Source organism: Solibacillus sp., from assembly GCF_040273735.1.
In the GTDB taxonomy this organism is placed as follows: Bacteria; Bacillota; Bacilli; order Bacillales_A; family Planococcaceae; genus Solibacillus.
In genome coordinates, this window is sequence record NZ_JBELZM010000008.1 from 108,581 (window position 1) to 127,109 (window position 18,529).

General features: G+C 38.1%; 16 protein-coding genes and 2 pseudogenes. 14 read left to right on the forward strand and 4 right to left on the reverse strand.

Annotated features, from left to right (window positions below; all coding sequences use genetic code 11):
- Positions 1-101: 101 nt before the first annotated feature.
- The 3 genes and pseudogenes from ABS917_RS09965 to ABS917_RS09975 all read left to right on the forward strand — a co-directional run bounded on the left by ABS917_RS09965 (position 102) and on the right by ABS917_RS09975 (position 3,115).
- A complete protein-coding gene (locus ABS917_RS09965; protein WP_350478830.1) occupies positions 102-1,016 on the forward strand; it encodes a LysR family transcriptional regulator in 915 nt (304 codons plus the stop codon).
- A 167-nt stretch (positions 1,017-1,183) separates the two neighbouring features.
- Positions 1,184-1,425 (forward strand): annotated as a pseudogene (locus ABS917_RS09970) (anion transporter); the annotation flags it as partial.
- A 121-nt stretch (positions 1,426-1,546) separates the two neighbouring features.
- Positions 1,547-3,115, forward strand: a complete 1,569-nt coding sequence (locus tag ABS917_RS09975; protein WP_350478831.1) for an alkaline phosphatase family protein — start codon at positions 1,547-1,549, stop codon at positions 3,113-3,115.
- A 32-nt stretch (positions 3,116-3,147) separates the two neighbouring features.
- On the opposite strand, the gene ABS917_RS09980 is transcribed toward ABS917_RS09975, so the two are convergent.
- Positions 3,148-4,032, reverse strand: a complete 885-nt coding sequence (locus tag ABS917_RS09980) for a patatin-like phospholipase family protein (RefSeq protein WP_350478832.1) — start codon at positions 4,030-4,032, stop codon at positions 3,148-3,150.
- Positions 4,033-4,283: 251 nt separating this feature from the next.
- Between ABS917_RS09980 and ABS917_RS09985 the strand changes: the two are divergent.
- From ABS917_RS09985 to ABS917_RS10000, 4 genes and pseudogenes are all read left to right on the forward strand, one after another.
- Positions 4,284-4,598 (forward strand): annotated as a pseudogene (locus ABS917_RS09985) (SDR family NAD(P)-dependent oxidoreductase); the annotation flags it as partial.
- On the forward strand, positions 4,558-5,466 hold the full coding sequence (locus tag ABS917_RS09990) for a GntT/GntP/DsdX family permease (RefSeq protein ID WP_350478833.1): 909 nt from the start codon (positions 4,558-4,560) through the stop codon (positions 5,464-5,466). The pseudogene ABS917_RS09985 and the gene ABS917_RS09990, both read left to right, overlap by 41 nt.
- A gap of 420 nt (positions 5,467-5,886) precedes the next feature.
- Positions 5,887-7,284, forward strand: coding sequence for a hypothetical protein (locus tag ABS917_RS09995; RefSeq protein ID WP_350478834.1), 1,398 nt, complete (start codon positions 5,887-5,889; stop codon positions 7,282-7,284).
- A gap of 144 nt (positions 7,285-7,428) precedes the next feature.
- A complete protein-coding gene (locus ABS917_RS10000; RefSeq protein WP_350478835.1) occupies positions 7,429-9,048 on the forward strand; it encodes a multicopper oxidase family protein in 1,620 nt (539 codons plus the stop codon).
- Positions 9,049-9,108: 60 nt separating this feature from the next.
- Here ABS917_RS10000 and ABS917_RS10005 read toward each other — a convergent pair whose 3' ends face one another.
- Positions 9,109-9,669: a DUF3298 and DUF4163 domain-containing protein gene (locus tag ABS917_RS10005; protein ID WP_350478836.1), complete on the reverse strand. Its 561-nt coding sequence runs from the start codon at positions 9,667-9,669 to the stop codon at positions 9,109-9,111.
- Between the two features lie 267 nt (positions 9,670-9,936).
- Between ABS917_RS10005 and ABS917_RS10010 the strand changes: the two genes are divergently transcribed.
- A complete protein-coding gene (locus tag ABS917_RS10010) occupies positions 9,937-11,193 on the forward strand; it encodes an MFS transporter (protein WP_350478837.1) in 1,257 nt (418 codons plus the stop codon).
- A gap of 68 nt (positions 11,194-11,261) precedes the next feature.
- Positions 11,262-11,501: a hypothetical protein gene (locus tag ABS917_RS10015; RefSeq protein ID WP_251690834.1), complete on the forward strand. Its 240-nt coding sequence runs from the start codon at positions 11,262-11,264 to the stop codon at positions 11,499-11,501.
- Positions 11,502-11,569: 68 nt separating this feature from the next.
- On the opposite strand, the gene ABS917_RS10020 is transcribed toward ABS917_RS10015, so the two are convergent.
- Positions 11,570-11,806, reverse strand: coding sequence for a DUF1540 domain-containing protein (locus ABS917_RS10020; protein ID WP_350478838.1), 237 nt, complete (start codon positions 11,804-11,806; stop codon positions 11,570-11,572).
- A gap of 297 nt (positions 11,807-12,103) precedes the next feature.
- On the opposite strand from ABS917_RS10020, the gene ABS917_RS10025 reads away from it, so the two are divergent.
- The 3 genes from ABS917_RS10025 (at position 12,104) to ABS917_RS10035 (ending at position 15,325) form a co-directional block, all read left to right on the forward strand.
- Entirely contained in the window at positions 12,104-13,591 is a 1,488-nt protein-coding gene (locus tag ABS917_RS10025) for a class I adenylate-forming enzyme family protein (protein WP_350478839.1), read from the forward strand.
- Between the two features lie 159 nt (positions 13,592-13,750).
- Entirely contained in the window at positions 13,751-14,248 is a 498-nt protein-coding gene (locus tag ABS917_RS10030; protein WP_350478840.1) for a YehS family protein, read from the forward strand.
- Between the two features lie 177 nt (positions 14,249-14,425).
- Positions 14,426-15,325, forward strand: a complete 900-nt coding sequence (locus tag ABS917_RS10035) for a radical SAM/SPASM domain-containing protein (RefSeq protein ID WP_087617439.1) — start codon at positions 14,426-14,428, stop codon at positions 15,323-15,325.
- A gap of 59 nt (positions 15,326-15,384) precedes the next feature.
- Here ABS917_RS10035 and ABS917_RS10040 read toward each other — a convergent pair whose 3' ends face one another.
- Positions 15,385-15,960: a metallophosphoesterase family protein gene (locus tag ABS917_RS10040; RefSeq protein WP_350478841.1), complete on the reverse strand. Its 576-nt coding sequence runs from the start codon at positions 15,958-15,960 to the stop codon at positions 15,385-15,387.
- A gap of 212 nt (positions 15,961-16,172) precedes the next feature.
- On the opposite strand from ABS917_RS10040, the gene ABS917_RS10045 reads away from it, so the two are divergent.
- Complete coding sequence (locus tag ABS917_RS10045; protein ID WP_350478842.1) at positions 16,173-17,018, forward strand: MurR/RpiR family transcriptional regulator; 846 nt, start codon at positions 16,173-16,175, stop codon at positions 17,016-17,018.
- 57 nt (positions 17,019-17,075) lie between these two features.
- The gene (locus ABS917_RS10050) at positions 17,076-18,479 is read left to right on the forward strand and encodes an extracellular solute-binding protein (protein WP_350478843.1); all 1,404 of its coding nucleotides are present in this window, start codon (positions 17,076-17,078) and stop codon (positions 18,477-18,479) included.
- Positions 18,480-18,529: the final 50 nt, after the last annotated feature.

Here is an 18,529-nt window from a genome sequence, read left to right on the forward strand (position 1 = left end):
AATACTATTATTCTTATCGCATGTATAACCAATTTGTTATTAAGCAAATTTCAAGTGCTATAATCGGTTTATAGATGGTTGAAATTGAGGAGCGGATTTATATGAAAGAAGATTTATCGTTGGAGTATTTAAAGGCCATAAAGGAACATGGAAATATTTCTCATGCAGCGAATGCCCTATTTGTATCGCAACCTTATTTAAGTACGTTCATAAAAAGTTTAGAAACCAAGCTGGGCGTAGAACTTGTCAATCGACAAGTAACACCGCTTACGCTTACATATGCAGGAGAGTTGTATATTTCATATATGGCGGATATACAAACAATCTATGAACGAATGGAACGCGATTTAGAAGCAATAACAGAATTGAAAAAAGGAAGGCTGACGATTGGGGTGAACCCTATTTTGGCAGCGCACACATTGTACGATTTCCTGCCGCAGTTTATGAAGAAATACCCCGGCATTGAAATTCATCTCGAAGAAGGTACAGCAAATGAAATGGAAACATTGATGCTTCAAAATAAAATTGATATAAGCATTAATATGTTACCGATTAAAAATGCAGGGCTAATTTATGAGAAATTATATGAGGAAGACTTTTATTTAGTAATTCCAAAAGGGCATATTTACTACGAGGAAAATTACAAAGAAGTAAGGCATATACCATTCCATCCTTCTAAATTAAACCACGAAAAGTTTATTTTATTAAAGTCTGGTTTAGGATTACGTCGTTTGACGGATCAGATTTTTGAAGAGTATAAAATCAAACCGATCATCGTACTTGAAACAAATAATATTGAAAATGCCTTTCGCCTTGCTAATGAAGGGGTTGGTATGACAATTATTCCTGAATGCGTTATTACGAGAGACCAGCTGCATGTCGATTCGAATTTGTATACAATGGGCAACCCAACCTATAAAAATCAGATTGTAATCAGCTATAAAAAGGATACAGAGTTATCTCCGGTTGCTTCAGCATTTTTACAGTTTACAAAAAAGAGATATATGCAATTTTAACTTATATAAGTGATTTTTATTTAAGACCTTTGAATTCATTTAAGAATACATTGGTTTTCATTCGAATTTATTATGGATTTAAGAACGGAATTCCTATAACGGGAACCCGTTCTTTTTACATGATTAATATAAAATGAATGCTAATTTTCTATTTCTGATAAAAATTACTTGCTGTAGCATTAGGGGTTCATCCTTATGCATTAATGATTGCTGCTGGTGTAGCTGCATCATGTGCTTTCATGCTTCCGGATCAGGCTATATTAAGATTACGGATATGATGAAAGCTGGATTTGCGCTGAATGTTTTCGGTGTTGTTTTCATAACAATGTCCATTTATTTCCTGCTTCCAATTATGTGGGATATCGATTTAAACTCAGTACCGGAAATGTTTAAAGTAATGAATAAGTAGTATGAAGAAGGTGGAATCGTTAAAAACGATTTCATCTTTTTTTGTGGCCCATAATGTTTCTACATACATTCATCCAATTCAAACCATACTGATATTAAATAATTAGGTTGCAGGTGACACGATGAAACGAAAAGTAATAGTTGCGGTGATTTTAATTGTTGTTATCTGTGCTAGTTTCTTATTAGCGCTTTCAATTTCCCCATTAAAAAAACTGGAAGGTCGAATAATGAATAACACGAAGAAACCTGTAGTACTCATTGTCGTAGATTCATTAATGAATGAACCATTGCAAAAAGTGATAAAAGAAGGCGATGCACCAGCTTTAGCATATTTAATGAACAACGGACAGCTTCATCAGGAAATGATTAGCTCATATCCGACCATGTCTGTCACGATTGATAGTACGTTACTAACCGGTACATATCCAAATCAGCATAAAGTACCGGGATTGATTTGGTTTAAAGAAGATGAAAATCGAATAATTAGTTATGGGAGCGGAATCAGTGAAATATGGAATAACGGAATTAAAAATGTCGCTCTTGATAGCGTTGTCCATCTAAATGACAGCCATTTAAGTAAAGAAGTGAAAACACTACACGAAGAGCTTGCTAATCGGAATCTTTCTTCCGCTTCGATAAATGGTCTATTATATCGAGGAAGTTTTCAACATCGCCTTAATGTCCCTGGACTAATTACTATGGCGGATCTTTTACCGAAGGATATTCATATTAATGGACCTACAATTTTTTCGCTTGGAACATTAGCCCAATATAATCCGGAAAATAATCATCATAATTTTATATGGCAACGTTTAGGTGTCAATAATCAGTTTACAGTAAATGAGCTGAAATACTTAATCAGACAAAAGCGATTACCGTCTTTTACACTTGCTTATTTACCCGATGCGGATGCATCCATACACAAAAACGGACCCGAACATATAAAGGGTATAAGAAAAGTGGATCGGTCTATACAAAACATTTTAAATAGTTTTCCATCTTGGGAAGCTGCTATTCAAGAAGTAACATGGATTATAATGGGCGATAGTGGTCAATCATACGTACTTGATGATAAAGAAACATCGTTAATTGACTTGAATCAAGTACTGAAAAACTATACTTTTTGGGAAAGGAAAAATCCGGATGCCCAACTCGCTATTGCTGTTAACGAGCGAATGGCATACATTTATGCAATTGATCAGCAAGTTGAGCTATCCGAAATCGTGAATGTTTTAAAAGAGGATGAGCGAATTGGCTTTATCGCATGGAAGAGTGGACAAACAAACTATGTTGTTAGCCCACATAGTGATGGAGAGTTAGAATTTTCACCAGAAGGTAAGTACGTTGATGATTATAGTCAGTCATGGAGGATTGCTGGAGATGCCTCAATTCTGGATTTAAAATTGACGAAAGACCAGCATATTGTATACCAGGATTATCCAGATGCACTTGCAAGGCTGCATGGAGCGCTTCATTCACAGGAAGGGCGTGTTATTATTGTGGATGCCAAACCATCCTATGAGTTTATTGAAAAGCATAGCCATGACCATGCGGGTGGTGGCGCACATGGCTCACTTCATAAAGTAGATTCTGTTGTTCCGATTATTGTGACTGGGGCAAGCGAATTACCTGAATCTAATCGATTAGTTGATTTAAAAAAATGGATACTTCAATTACTGGGTGATTCATAACCGAAAGCATCCAGTTTTTTTATTGATGATTTTTACCATACCGGAGACCAGGTTTTTAAAAATTGAACTGTCCGCTCTTTTCCGATGCCCATCAATTTATTTTTAGTCGCCTCATCTAAATCAAATTGGGTTGCACTATATTCTTCAACCGGTATAAAGATAATATTTTTCTCGTGTCTTCGGGAAATATAACGATTGTCATGTGCATTTTGCATTGTACTAAATAACGCTTCAAAAAGTTGAATCCCATTATTAATATCATGAGGCTTCATATCTTCGCTTGAACTACTGAGTTTCATACCAAGAACGGGCCGCTCTCTATTTCCATTATCGTAAATCCACATTGGAAAGTTACTCAAAACGCCACCATCTACAATTACAGACTCCCTTTTCCCGTTTTTTAGATAGACAGGCTCAAAGAAAAATGGAAGACCGCAACTCATACGTAATGCGCGGGAGACCGGAAAATTATTTGGATCGATATTATATTGTTGCAAATCATCGGGGAGAACAATAATCTTGCCGTTCGTTAAATCAGAAGCTACTAGTTTTAATTTACCTTTTGGTAAATCTCCGAATGTGTAGATGCCTTTTGTCGCCAGTTTTTCGAGAAACCAGTTTTCCAGGGATTTACCGCGGTACAAACCCATCCTTTTATATAAATTAAGCCATTTTAAAAATGGAAGCTCGATTATGAATTTCGGAGGATCGAGTAAAACCTTTAAATTCAGTTCATCAAAAATCTCCTCAAGTTCTTTAGTGTTAAAACCTGCAGCGATAAAAGTGGCTAATATGGCACCGGCACTCGTACCGGCTACACGCTCGAATTTGACGCCTTTTACCTCGAGCGCCTGAATAGCCCCTACATATGCAAAACCTTTAATACCTCCGCCTGAAAAAACCCCGTCTACAATCATTCGTTCTCTCCTTTCTTTATTTATAAGTCCATTAAATGCAATTGACAGGTAGAATTTGAAGGTTTAGCACACTAAAACGATATTTAAATTTGTCATCGTAACAGTATATGTTAGTAAAAACAAAATGGGTTTATTAATGATATGAATAAAGTAAGGAGATTTTGAGTCACTACCCCGAAAATTTGTTTCTTAGAAAATAAAAAATAAAATTAAAACCTAAAAAAGCGTATTAACACCTTTCAGTTAGTGAAGAAATCGTTGCAGCAGGTAGTACAGCTGTGGCAATCACTGCTGATGTACTTAACAAAGATTCTTTACTTGTAGCAAAAGAGCAAATTCTTAAGCATTTTGGACGTATTGATTTTTTAATTAACGATGCAGGCGGTAATCACCCGGATGCGATTACAGAAAAAGAGTATTATGAGGAAAATTCTACAGGACTTTCATTTTTTGACCTTCAGGAAAATGGTTTTTCTGATGTATTTTCTTTAAATTTCACAGGGACATTCCTTGCGTGTCAAGTGTTTGGAGAGGTACTTTTACAAGCTGAAAATCCAGCTATCATCGGCAATTATTGCAGCGGGGATTATTCTTTCGCGTGTTTTAAAGAATCTGGATTTGCCAATACCTCCCTTATTGAAAAAATCTGAAGAAGTAAATCTGGATGATGCACCGGGGTTTGAAATTAGTTTATTAATTCCGTTATTACCGGCGATTATTATTACAGGTGCCACGATTTACAATATGATTTTCGATAAAGACTCGGCTATTGGTCAATGTATTAACTTTTTAGGTAGTGGTGAAATTAGTATGATTTTGGCAGTACTAATTGCGATTTATGTATTCGGTATCCGCCTTGGCCGTACTATGAAGGAAGTAATGAATTCTTTCTCGGGTGCGATAGAAGGTATTGCGATGATTATCTTTATTGTCGGTTCTGGTGGTGCATTTAAACAGATCATTTTAGATACAGGCATCGGTGATCTCATTGCAGGTGTGATGCAAAACACGTCCATTAACCCATTAATTATGGCATGGTTGATTACAGCGGTTATCCGTATTGCTACGGGTACAGGAGTTGTGTCGGCGATTACAGCTGCAGGTATTGTAGGACCGTTAATCCATACATTTGATGTCAATCCGGTGCTGATGGTTTTGGCAACAGCGGCGGGCAGTAATACAATTACGCATGTTAACGATGCATCGTTCTGGCTATTTAAAGAGTACTTTAACTTATCGATCAAAGATACATTTAAAACATGGGGTCTTCTACTATTCACGACATCGATTGTCGGTCTTGGTGTAGTTTTAATTTTGGATATATTTATTGATGATTCTGATTACGGCATGTCCGAAACTTTATTTCGGACATGTTTTTTACTGTTCCTGTATAAACAGGACCTGCTCAAAGCTGCACTCTTTGCAAACAAGTAAATGCGGACAAATCTCATCTTTAGCGGTATTAGGGTAGCCATCTCCAAGCTTAACGGTATTTTCATCATTATAATGTCCATATGGATCCGAATAATCGGCTACCTTTCCTCCATCCTGCAGGGGACTGTTGCAAGAAGGGCAATCTTTGCTGACTTTTTCTAATGCATTGCACAACGGACAAATCGCCATAAACACACCTCTATTTTTATCGTATGTAATCAATATGTCTCTTTTCCACCATTAATTAAACACAATTGCCCGATGAAGTTACTTTTTAAAAATGCCTTACTAGCATTGCCTCCCGTTTTATAGAATCTAGGCGAATACCATGAAAGGTTAAAATATATATATTGGTACTAGGCGCTCACAACCTTTCTTTTTTCTCCATATGCTAAGTAAAAAAGGAAAAGAGGTTAGAGTATGGGTATTGAGATAACAGTTCTCCACTGGATCTATGTTGTTTTTATCATGCTGATCATTATCTTTATGGTGAGGCGCCTGGATACAACATTAATTAGTATTGTGGGGATTTTTGTTATTGCTCTTGTCGCAACAGGGGATTTTGTAGCGTCGATAGGCGGTGTATTTAATAGCTTTATTTATGCAATTACCGAACTTTTATCTACTATTTTAATTATCTCAATTATCGTTGCTATGAGTCGGGTACTAACTAAAACGGGAATCAATGAAGTAATGATTGCACCTTTTACAAAAATCATTAAAAATCCGACACTAGGATTTTGGACAATCGGGATATTAATGATGATTATTTCCTGGTTTTTCTGGCCATCTCCTGCAGTAGCGCTTCTCGGAGCTGTTTTATTGCCTGTAGCAATACGGGCGGGGTTGCCGGCATTAGGTGTTGCTATGGCGATGAACTTATTCGGTCACGGGATTGCGTTATCCAGTGATTTTATTATTCAAGGTGCACCGAAATTAACGGCTGATGCTGCCGGACTTCCAGTAGGAGATGTTGTGACGGCAAGTATCCCTCTTGTCATAACGATGGGGGTTGTGACAACAGTTGTAGCATTTTACTTTTTGAAACGAGATATGAAGCGCGGCACTATTCCTTTAGTGGGCACCTATGATAATAGTACGGAGCAAGAACTGGAGCAAACGGAAAATCTATTATCGATGACCCAGAAAAAATTCTTCGCTCTATTAATTCCGGTTGCCTTTGTACTGGATGTTGTTGCAATGGCTATTTTTGATCTTCAGGGGGGAGACGCAACAGCGCTGATAGGTGGGACTTCTGTATTTATACTGTTGATACTTTGTGTTATTGCTTATAAGAAGAAAGGGCTCGACCAAACGACGAGCTACTTTATTAAAGGATTCCAGTTCGGGTTTAAAGTATTTGGACCGGTCATCCCGATTGCGGCGTTTTTCTACTTAGGGGACGCGGGTTTCCTTACAATTCTCGGTAACCATCTGCCTGAAACATCACACGGTATTGTAAATGACCTTGGTATGGGACTGGCGGCGCTTGTACCATTAACAACGGAAATTGCAGTTGTGACATTGACAGGTGTTGGGGCAATTACAGGACTGGACGGATCCGGCTTTTCAGGAATTTCTTTAGTAGGGTCACTCGGAAATTTATTTGGAACTGCAATCGGAGAAGGAACGGCTACATTGACTGCTCTTGGTCAAATTGCGGCTATTTGGGTGGGGGGCGGTACACTTGTTCCATGGGCGCTTATTCCTGCAGCAGCCATTTGTAATGTTAGCCCATTTGAGCTTGCAAGAAGAAATCTTGTACCGGTAATTATCGGTTTAATTGTGACAACGATTGTAGCGCTTTTCATTATCTAAACTGTTGCACTAACAAATTAAATCACTCGCAGCAGTATGTTTGCTGTCCTGGAAACTTGGAGAAATGTTGGGTTTGCAAATAATGTGGAACGCCTAATTATATAAAGAATAAAATAGAGTAATAACAATGAAGGATGGGACAATTTGAAAATTAATGATCAGCCCGTGAACCCAGCAGACCCTGCTACGATATCAAAATTTGAAGATAAACTAGTAATACCGCGAGTTGCAAGGTCTAAACCAAATCATAACTATCCACCTAATTCCTATTATGAAATCCAGATGCTTAAAGCAAGGCATCGATTTCATAAAAACTTTCCTTATACGGAGGTGTGGGGCTATGACGGAATCGTTCCTGGTCCAACAATTGAAGCAAAAAAAGATGTTACGACTTATGTGAAATACTTAAATAAACTTCCCGATAAACATTTTTTGCCGGTAGATTACAGTCTGCATGGAGTAAACAATTCTGCTGAAGTTCGAACAGTGGTTCATTTACATGGGGCGAATGTCGCTTCTGCAAGTGACGGGCACCCTGAGGCATGGTATACAAAAAATTATGCTGCTACAGGACCACTATTCAAACAGGAAGTGCATGCATATACGAACCACCAGCCGGGTACGACTATGTGGTATCACGACCATGCGATGGCACTTACAAGATTAAATGTTGTGGCAGGGTTGGCGGGGTTTTATTTGCTTCGTGATTCTTTGGAGGAGCGATTACAACTGCCAAAGGGAAATTACGAAATACCATTGCTCATTCAGGATCGCTCCTTTAATGAAGATGGTTCTATTTTTTATCCAACAAAACTTGATCCGCCATTCCCTCTACCTGTACCTGACCAGCTTCCACTGCCGGATCCGACTGTTACGTTAGGCTATGTCGGAAATACAGTTATTGTAAATGGGAAAGTATGGCCGTATTTAAATGTTGAGCCGAGAAAATATCGCTTCCGAATATTAAATGGCTCAAACCGTAGAAGTTACAAACTACGTCTTTCCAATGAAGAAGTAATGAGCCAGATTGGAACAGATGGCGGATTTTTAGCTGCGACAACGGAAATCATCACAGCTGAATTAAATCCTGCTGAGCGTATAGATGTAATTATTGATTTTAGTAAATTTGCGAATGAAGAAATTTTTCTGATGAATGATGATGGGGAGTTTGCAGATGAGCATACGAATGTCATTATGAAATTCAATGTGAACTTGCCTCTAAAGCGGGAAGATACAAGCCAAATACCTACATTGCTGGAACCAGCGATGGATTTACACGAGCATCATGCACATACCATTCGTAATCTGCCTTTAACATCTTCTTTAGACCGTTATGGCAGGCTTATGCTCATGCTGGATAATAAAATGTACCATGATCCCGCAACAGAAAAGCCTTCGTTAGATAGTATAGAGATTTGGAACTTTATAAATACGACACCAGTACATCATCCGATCCATCTCCATTTAGTACAATTCAAAATATTGGAGCGTAGACCGTTTAATGTAGATCTATATGTTTCGGAAGGAAAATTAGTGTATACAGGTGAGCCGGAAAAACCGAGAGATTATGAAAGAGGTTGGAAGGATACTGTAAAAGCGGACATTGGAAAAGTAACGAAAATTATTATGCACTGGAAAGAACATACAGGGGATTATATGTGGCACTGTCATTTTCTTGAGCATGAAGATCATGATATGATGCGTCCGATTCGTGTTATTAACGATGCCCATCCCGTGCAGCCACCGCATATTGATGACCATTAACTAAATTGAAAAAATGTACTATATTTTGAATGTAAAAGTATAGTACATTTTTAATTAACATTAACCGTTAGTTGCCAATCTGCCAAGAGGACCGGATTCATCGATAATATCAGCCAAATCAAAAACAGAAATCGGAAACATTGGCAGACCTACAACATATGGAGTAATCTCATATAATTGAAAATAAATAACGAGTGTTTTATCCGCAATATAGAAATCCTGATCTGGACTTATACCCCGAAAATCACCTAATGTAGGAAGGTCCCGCTCCTGTATTTGAATATCGACAAGAGCAGAAAGTCTTCTGACATAATTGCTGCCCGGTTTAAATAAATCTTTAAGTGTACATAGCTTCTTTTTTTCTATATCAAATGTCAGTGATTCAATTGTCGTCATTCCGTGTGCTGCCTTTTCATGGTACGTATAATTGGAAAGGCTCAAGCTTAATACTTGCCGCTGATTATTTTTTATTTCATATAGCCCCAGCATTTCTTCTACTGTTGTTGGCATTTCACCAACTTGCTGTGCAATTTGCTTTTGTACTTGCTCCTTAATCGCCTCATTCATCTCGTTTTCCCATAAATGATCCCACTTGTAAGTAACATGAGGATAATATACCAATTGATTCGGCCCACAATCTAATCGAACAGTACTAACAGGCATTGGACCAATTTGAAGAATAGTTTCACTTCCTTCATCGTTTTTTTTCTTAAATTACAATATGCAACTAACCCTGCATACTGTTATTTATATGTAGGGTATATAACTTTATGAAAGTGTTGGCTTGAAAAGATAAGAGGCAAAGTACTTTAATGTGTTTAAGGAAAAAGAATTCATAAATAAAAAATTCAAATGTTTAAAGAAAAACTTTTATGGGAGTAGTGATCATTGGAAAAGCAAAATAGTAAGTACAGATGGGTAGTATTTGTTTCGGTATTGCTTACGTATTTATTGATGGCCAGCCAACGGACAGCGCCTGGATTAATTACCGATCAGCTGATGCACGACTTTAATATTACGGCCACGACAATCGGGTTAATAACAGGAGTTCAATTTTTTGTTTATACAAGTTTGCAAATACCAATGGGAATTTTGGCTGATCGCTTTGGTCCAAATTTCTTTCTTATTTTTGGTGCGGTCCTTGCCGGGGTAGGAACTGTTCTATACAGTGTCGGGACACATGAATCGGTATTATTTATATCGCGTATTTTTACCGGAATAGGGGATGCGACGATTTGGGTTAATATGATGCTCATATTAGGCCAATGGTTTTATAAGAAGGAATTTGTTCGTTTAGTCGGTTTTGCCGGGATGACAGGCAGTTTAGGGTTCTTGTTGGCGACTGTTCCATTTTCGGCTTGGATTGGACTCCTTGGATGGAGATGGGCATTTTTCTCATTAGGTCTCCTTGTAAGCTTATGCGGCATACTTCTTTATATGGTACTAATAAAACGAGCAGAAAAGGCTTTTCCGCAAATTACGCCTGTAGTAACAGAGCCCGTCCAACGCGAAAAAACAGCTGGTATCTTAAAAAGAGTCTTTTCCAGCCGGCAAGCATGGGCTTTATTTTTATGCCATTTTGGAGTAGTGGGTGGATATGTCGGTTTTATCAGTTCATGGGCTGTGCCGTACGGAATGGATCTTTATGAAATGAACCGGTCACAAGCAAGTCAGTTAATTATGGTTGGTCTAGTTGGTGCAATTATTGGTGCACCATTTATGAGCTGGATTGCGAGTATGTATGAATCGATTAAAAAACCCTATATAGCGGTGCAATCGATTGTTTTTACAAGCTGGTTTATGTTTCTTTTATTTCAAGGGTATCCATCCTTAATCGGGGTCATAGTTCTCTTCTTCGTTATCGGCTTCGGTTATGGAGCCAGCGCATTGACATTTGCTGCTGTAAGGCAGTCATTCCCAATGACAGAGTCCGGCATTGTATCGGGATTTGCCAATACAGGAGGCTTTTTAAGTGCTGTGTTACTGCCGATTTTTTTAGGTGCAATATTGGACTATGTTCAGGCAAGTTCAATAAATGTACAATACGGTTATTTCTATGGCTTCATTATTCCGGTTCTTTTTTCTTTAGTCGGTTTAATTGGGATAATATTATACAAAGAAGTGCATGTCACGGAAACATTATAGATTTGAATAACTAATAGTTACATAAACAATTGTTCACCGCACATCCTAATAGTTGAGGAGGTGGATGAATGAACGAAAAAAATTTCACAGAAGCAGGAACAGATGTTAATGAAGTAAAGCGTTTGAATGCAGCTTCCGGCCTTTCGTATAATGAAACGCTTGCTATACTTGCCAAGGAACAGGAAGTGAAGACAACTGATGAAATGCCGCTTCGCCCTTTAACGGAAAATCTGGAAGTCGACAGCCGTACTTACAAGGTTAATGAAGTGCCTGGTAGTGGGCAGTTAGGTGGCAACGGTCCGCATTAAATCGTTTATAAAAAGAAAGCTGTCTAAATAAGTGGTGTACACTTTCTAGACAGCTTCTTCAAAATTACTTAGTGACGCTTTTCTGCATCTTTTTTACAAATAAATGTTTTGCAGCAAGTGTCGCTGGAAGACTTGGCTTCTTTTTGTTTAGGGGCTTGCAAATCAAAATCAGAAGCAAATTCCGTCCGCTCTTTTTTGTTGGTCATACTTTCCATATCAATTTCTATTTTTTCGGCCCCACAATAATTTCCTTTTGCATGGAAAAAACAATCTGATACAGTACATTTCACCTCTAAAGCTGGCATAGTTCTCCTCCTCTTTGATTTAGCAATTGTGAAGTAAAAGGCGCTTGATTGCTTTTGCTATCCTTTTGAATCTTCATCATTAATTTGTCCACTCCGATTGTTTTTATGTTCAAATAAAATGGATGTATTAGCTTTATTTGACAACTAGCTTATCCAAAATAAACGTATACCATTCGCTGATTATAAAATTTTCATTAGTTGCTTAAAAAATAAACGGATAGAAAATATTGCATTAAGTAGCTTAAAGTTGCTAAAATTTAGAATATTAAGATATTTATATATTAAGGGGGATTTTAAATGACAGTTTTACAGGCATTAGTTGACCAAGCTCTGGAGACTCCAAATGCAACGGCTATTCAATTTGAAAATGAAGTATGGTCATATGAAGTACTTCTGAATAACTCGCGGAAAATTGCCGGTTATCTGATTGAGAAGGGTTTTCAAAAAGATGATATTGTAGCAGAATTTGCGCTCAACTCCCATTTATTTATGGCCGTTTATTATGGTGTACAGCTTGCAGGCTTAACCGTAATGCCTGTGAATACAAAGCTGGCTCCTCCTGAAGTGGATTTTATATTTAAGCATTCAGAGGCAAAAATTTTAATATATGATGAAAAACTGCAAGCAAAGATTGATCTTACGAGACATGGTTTCCAGGAAATTCTTTCACTTTCACAAATAGAAGAAATTATTAATGGAAGTAGCGCTTCTCCAGCATTGCCGCACTTAGAGCTTGAGGACACGTCCGTTGTTATGTATACATCCGGAACGACAGGAAAACCAAAAGGGGTTATGCTCAGTCACCGGAATATTTGGGAGACAGCGCAAATCTGGTCTGACTCAATGAATATGACGAATGAGGACCGCATGTTTATTTGTACACCTTTGTTCCACTGTGCAGGCAGCCATGTATTTGCGGTGCCGACAATTTATAAAGGAGGAGCAGTTCTCATAGAAGAAGCGTTTTCACCAGATCAGACATTGAAAAATCTAGTTGAAACTAAAGCGACCATTTTCTTTGGCGTACCGGCAATGTATACGATTTTACTGAACAAACCAGAGCTGCAGTCCTATGATTTCAGTCAACTGCGCTTGTTCTGCTATGGGGCTGCACCAATGCCGTATGAGCTTGTTAAGCGCCTGAAGGACACATTCCCGAATGTAAAAGTGCAGAATTTGTACGGGCAAACGGAAAATTCACCTGCTGCGAGTTCATTGCTGGATGATGCAGCGCTGTTTAAAATCGGTTCAGTAGGTAAACCGTTAGCACGGACTGAAATCCAGCTTCGTGATACAAATGGTGACATTGTGCCATTAGGTGAAGTCGGTGAAATTTGTGTGAAAGGTCCACAAGTAATGAAGGGATATTTGCGCTCACCGGAAGAAACAGCAAAGTCGATTCAAGATGGATGGCTGTATACAGGAGATTTAGGCCGTTTTGACGAGGAAGGCTATTTATATATTGTAGACCGCAAAAAGGATATGATTATTCGCGGCGGCGAAAATATTTATCCGATTGAAGTGGAAGAGGTACTGTACCAAATGCCTCAGATTTTAGAAGCTGCGGTCGTAGGGGTCCCTCATGAAGTGTACGGTGAAGTTCCAAAGGCATTTATTGTATTAAAAGAAGGCCAACAACTAATTGAACAGGATGTACTGGACTATTGCATGACACAGCTTGCAAAATATAAAGTTCCATTCGAAGTCGACTTTATCGATCAACTGCCACGTAATGCATCCGGCAAAGTACTGAAGCATACGTTAAGACCAAAACAGACGATATAAAATAAGGTAGCCTCGATTTTTTGTCGAGGCTTTTTTCGTAATTAAAATACGAGCCAGTTTCCAATCCTTTATAAAAACGAGTCCCTTAAAGAGTCCAGCTAACAAACCTGCCCTATCGTCTGGTATAATAGGCGTTAGCAAAACATGATGGAGGCAATTATGGATAATAATGATGTTTTAATCCGTGTACGTTATGCATTGGATTTGAAAAATAGAGAAATGATTGAAATTTTTAAATTAGGCGGCGTTACCGTTTCACCGGAGGATATGCCGAAAATTTTAACGAAGTCTTTAGAAAAAGATGAGGAAGCACCTGCTGATTATGATCAAATGAAAGTGAATCATAAAAATTTGGAAGCATTTTTCAATGGGTTGATTACGTATAAGCGTGGACCGATGCCGAAAAAAGAAGGGCAGCCAGCGCCAGTGCAGGAAAAGCCGGATCATGTTAACAACATGATGCTGAAAAAGCTGAAAGTGGCGTGCCAGCTGACGACAGAAGAAATGCTGGATGTGCTTGATGACGGGGGCATTGCCGTATCAAAAGGCGAGCTTGGTGCCATTATGCGTAAACCGGGTCACCGTAATTATAAAGAATGCGGCGACAACTTTGCCCGTAAATTCCTTAAAGGCCTATCTGTAAGGTACCGCGGATAAAAATAAGAACTGCCTAGAATTTTTCATGTTCTAGGCTTTTTTATTTTTTATAAATAAAGAAAGCGTTGCTTAGTGAATTATCATAAGTATACAAACAGACATCTTCCTTTTTACATAAGAAATTTGTTACAATGAGAAGTATTGTTTAGGATCAAAAAAAGGAATGGTGAACGAGCGTTGAAAACTTTTAAGAAAGTGTATATCGAAATTACAAGTGTATGTAATTTAGCATGCAGCTTTTGTCCACCTACAGAGCGAGCAAAAGGATTGATAAAGGTAGAGCAATTTGCTCATATTTTAGATGAAATTAGCGGCTATACAAAATATATATACCTGCATGTAAAAGGGGAGCCTTTATTGCATCCTCGCATCGGGCAGTTACTCGATATTGCACATGAAAAGGGCTTTAAAGTAAATATTACGACAAACGGGACATTGATTAAAAAGAACCGTGAAAAACTGCTGGGCAAGCCTGCACTTAGACAAATAAACTTTTCGCTTCATAGTTTTGATGGACATGAAGGTTCTGAAAACCGTGAAAAGTACTTAAGTGATATTTTGGAATTTGTGCGGGATGTACGAAAACATAATGTCATTATTTCTTACCGCCTTTGGAATTTGCAGCGAAATAATGTTTCGGAGCTGGCAAACCGCAGAAACCGTGAAACACTTGAAATTCTGGAAAAAGAGTATGAGCTGGACTATGAAATTCAAGAGCGGGTAGAAATGGGCTCAGGAGTAAAAATAGCAAAAAACATTTATTTAAATCAAGATCATGAATTCCGCTGGCCGAGCCTGCTTGAAAAAGCGGATGAAGGCAAAGGGTTCTGTCATGCATTGCGTACACATGCAGCCATTTTAGTAGACGGCTCTGTTGTTCCTTGCTGTTTAGATGGCGAAGGTGTCATTAATTTAGGAAATGTCCACGACCAGAAATTCGGTGACATTATTACTACAGATCGTGCGCAAAACTTAGTTGATGGTTTTTCTCGTCGTGAAGCGATTGAAGAGCTATGTAAAAAATGCGGTTTCCGCCAAAAGTTCGGCATGGATTCCGAGCTGCCGGATGTTTTATAGTCCGTTATATTGAAAGATTAAAAAAGGCTGTCCTGTTTTTACTCCAGGGCAGCCTTTTCCTATTGAGCTTGCATAAATGTAACCGTCATTTCCTCGCTGTCATACAAACACCATTCTTTATTATCAACGACAGGACCTACATTAATCTGGTATTGTTTTTTTCCGACAGCCAGGGGGATATCGTAAGGAACAGAATGTCGCAGCCCATCTTTATAGATCGCAGCTTCATGGCTATGTCCAAAAAATAATAATGGCGTTTCGATATTCGGGAAGGTAGGATTGAATGTTTTATCCCACTCTATTTGGTGCCCATGAATTAAAGTGGCATGTTCAATTACAAGCGCACTATCATATTGCAGAAAGCGCTCATCCCCTGTTACGAGGGCAATACGTTCTTCTTGATTCCCGATAATAGAAGGGAATGTTAAGAGGCTCATAAACCTTTCGTCAACTACCGCTGCATCCTTTAGCTTTGCATGCCGAATCATTTTTGCCTTTTTCTTGCCGATTTTACACTCAAACAAATCTCCTAAGCCAATAATCTCTGCATTGGGCGCTACTTGCTGTATATGGTTTAATACCTTTTTCGTATTTTTATAATGTGAATGTAAGTCGCTCAAAATTGCATATTTCATAAAGATTCACCACCGTATAATTGAATTTCTACAATATTATAGCAATAGTCAATTTATCAATAAAATAAAACATTTAACTCCCATTTATTTTCAGAAAATTTAAATAAAATCTTGACGACTAGCAATATAGGTTTTATTATGAAGTTAAATTTCATATATTTTACATTAAAGAAGAAGTTTTACAACATTTTGTTTGAGAGTAGGTAATAAACTTGGGAAATAGTATTGAAAGAATACGTTCGGGAATGGAATTGCTTAAACCTGCTGAAAGAAATGTGGCTTTATATATATTAAGTCATTTAGATGATGTCATTCGCATGCCGATTGCTGTGCTCGCTGAAAAAGCTAAAACAAGCGAAGCAACAATTGTGAGGATGTGCAGGGCATTAAACTTTTCCGGTTTCAAAGATTTAAAACTAAGTATTGCTTCAGCACCTACTCTGGAAATTCCAAACAACCACAACTTTGAATTAGAAAAAGATTCAACGATGCTCCAAATGATACGGACGATTGAAATGCATAATATCGATGCAATCCAAAGAACGCTAATGCTTAATGGTGAAAGGGAACTGGAAAAGATTATCCACAAAATTAATAATGCGAGAAAGATCATCTTTATTGGCATCGGGGCTTCAGCAATCGTTGCACAGGATTTCGAACACAAATTGAAGCGGATCAATAAAAACTGCGAAACGATTTTCGATAGTCATGGGCAGCTTATTGCCGCAACACATGCAACGAGCGAAGATGTTGTATTCGCAATCTCGTACTCAGGTGAAACGAAGGAAATTATCAATGCGTTAACAGTTGCAAAAGAGAATCAGGCAACGATTATTACAATGACACAAAACAGGCGAAATACAATACAAAGCTTTGCAGATTATGCTCTATACGTTGTTTCTAATGAAGCGGATATTCGTAGCTCGGCAACCGCATCACGCATCGCCCAACTGACATTAATTGATATTTTATATACAGGAATTGCCACATTAAACTATGATAAGTCGATTGTTGCGTTAAATCGGACACTCGAGGTAATTAAGGGTTTTTCTCGATAATATTGGTGCTGACTATATTCATATAGTTAACATAATGAAAATGAAGGGGTGTAATGTATGTTTGTTATCAAAAAGAGAAAGCAGACTTGGTTTTTAGTAGCATTAATGAGTTTAATGTTATTGCTCGTTGCGTGTTCGAATGACGAGGAATCAAACAGCGACACTGAAGGAAACAGCAATACTGAACAATCAACGACTCCATCGGATAATACTTCTACAGAAAGTACAGGGGAAGGTTTGTCAGGCACACTGGAAATCCAATATTTTGTCGGAGGATATGGTGATGGATGGTGGAAGCAAGTTATAGGGGACTTCCAAAAACAGCACCCGGATTTAGAAATTGTTGAACATGCAGGTCCAAATATTAATACAGAGATGAACACACGTTGGATTTCGGAAACACCGCCTGATGTTGTATACATCGATGGTGCTGGAGCTAGTGAAACACAAATGATCGCTGAAGGTCAGTTAATGGATATTAGTGAATTTGCAAAAGGGATTAAACTTGAAAATGGTACAGCATTATTAGATAGCTTTATCTCGCCGGCAGAAGAAGTAGATGGCGGGAAAATCTATAGTTTACCATTGGTATTCGATACTTGGGGAACTTGGTATGATACGAAGTGGTTTGAAGAAAACGGATGGGAAGTACCAACGGACTTTGACAGTTGGATCAGCTCTATGGAAAAAATTAAAGCCGATACAAAAATTGCTCCATTTGTAACGACAGGTCAACATACACAATACTTCCACCGTGGTGTATTGAATCCGGCTTTTGCTGCAGCAGGCGGTGAAGAGTTATTAAATGACTTAAACAATGGTGTAGTTGATGCTTGGAAAAAACCTGAAACGCTTGAAGTATTGAAGAAGGTAGAAAAAATTGCAAAAGCAGGCGTAATCGATAGCGGTTTTGCGGCCTACAACCATACGCAATCACAAATGAACTTCTTAATGCATAAAAATGCTTATATTCCAGTAGGTTTCTGGTTACCGAATGAAATGAAAAATGATACGCCGGACAGTTTTGAATTTGGCTTCACACCAACACCGATGAATGATTCAGGCAAGCCATTAGCACTTGTACCAGATATTCGTACAATAGCAATTGCCGAAAAAGCAAAAAATCCGGAAGCTGCAAAGGCATTTTTAGAATTCATCTTTACGGAAGAATATGCGCAGGCATTTGCTGAATCAACGGGTGCGATTATGAACATGAAAGACGTTGATCTGTCTTCGAATACAAATGTACAGGATTTCTTGAAAAATATTAATGAAATGATCAACAATCCAGGTGCTGTTCATACGTATAAACGTTATACACCAGATGCTGAACTGCAAAAAATTGCGGTTGAAATTACAAATGAAATTAAATTACTAATTATTGATATCTTACTTGGTGAAATTACTGCGGAAGAATTCGTCGATAAGATGGTGAAAAAAGCAGAGGAACTAAGAAAATAAGGCGAGGTAAATGAGGTTGCTAAAAGCTTTTTAGCAACCTTATTTAATCA

Coding starts and splice junctions, on each gene's coding strand:
- ABS917_RS09965 (WP_350478830.1), top strand. CDS start 102: ATGAAAGAAGATTTATCGTTGGAGTATTTAAAGGCCATAAAGGAACAT.
- ABS917_RS09975 (WP_350478831.1), top strand. CDS start 1,547: ATGAAACGAAAAGTAATAGTTGCGGTGATTTTAATTGTTGTTATCTGT.
- ABS917_RS09980 (WP_350478832.1), bottom strand. CDS start 4,032: ATGATTGTAGACGGGGTTTTTTCAGGCGGAGGTATTAAAGGTTTTGCA.
- ABS917_RS09995 (WP_350478834.1), top strand. CDS start 5,887: ATGGGTATTGAGATAACAGTTCTCCACTGGATCTATGTTGTTTTTATC.
- ABS917_RS10015 (WP_251690834.1), top strand. CDS start 11,262: ATGAACGAAAAAAATTTCACAGAAGCAGGAACAGATGTTAATGAAGTA.
- ABS917_RS10020 (WP_350478838.1), bottom strand. CDS start 11,806: ATGCCAGCTTTAGAGGTGAAATGTACTGTATCAGATTGTTTTTTCCAT.
- ABS917_RS10025 (WP_350478839.1), top strand. CDS start 12,104: ATGACAGTTTTACAGGCATTAGTTGACCAAGCTCTGGAGACTCCAAAT.
- ABS917_RS10030 (WP_350478840.1), top strand. CDS start 13,751: ATGGATAATAATGATGTTTTAATCCGTGTACGTTATGCATTGGATTTG.
- ABS917_RS10040 (WP_350478841.1), bottom strand. CDS start 15,960: ATGAAATATGCAATTTTGAGCGACTTACATTCACATTATAAAAATACG.
- ABS917_RS10050 (WP_350478843.1), top strand. CDS start 17,076: ATGTTTGTTATCAAAAAGAGAAAGCAGACTTGGTTTTTAGTAGCATTA.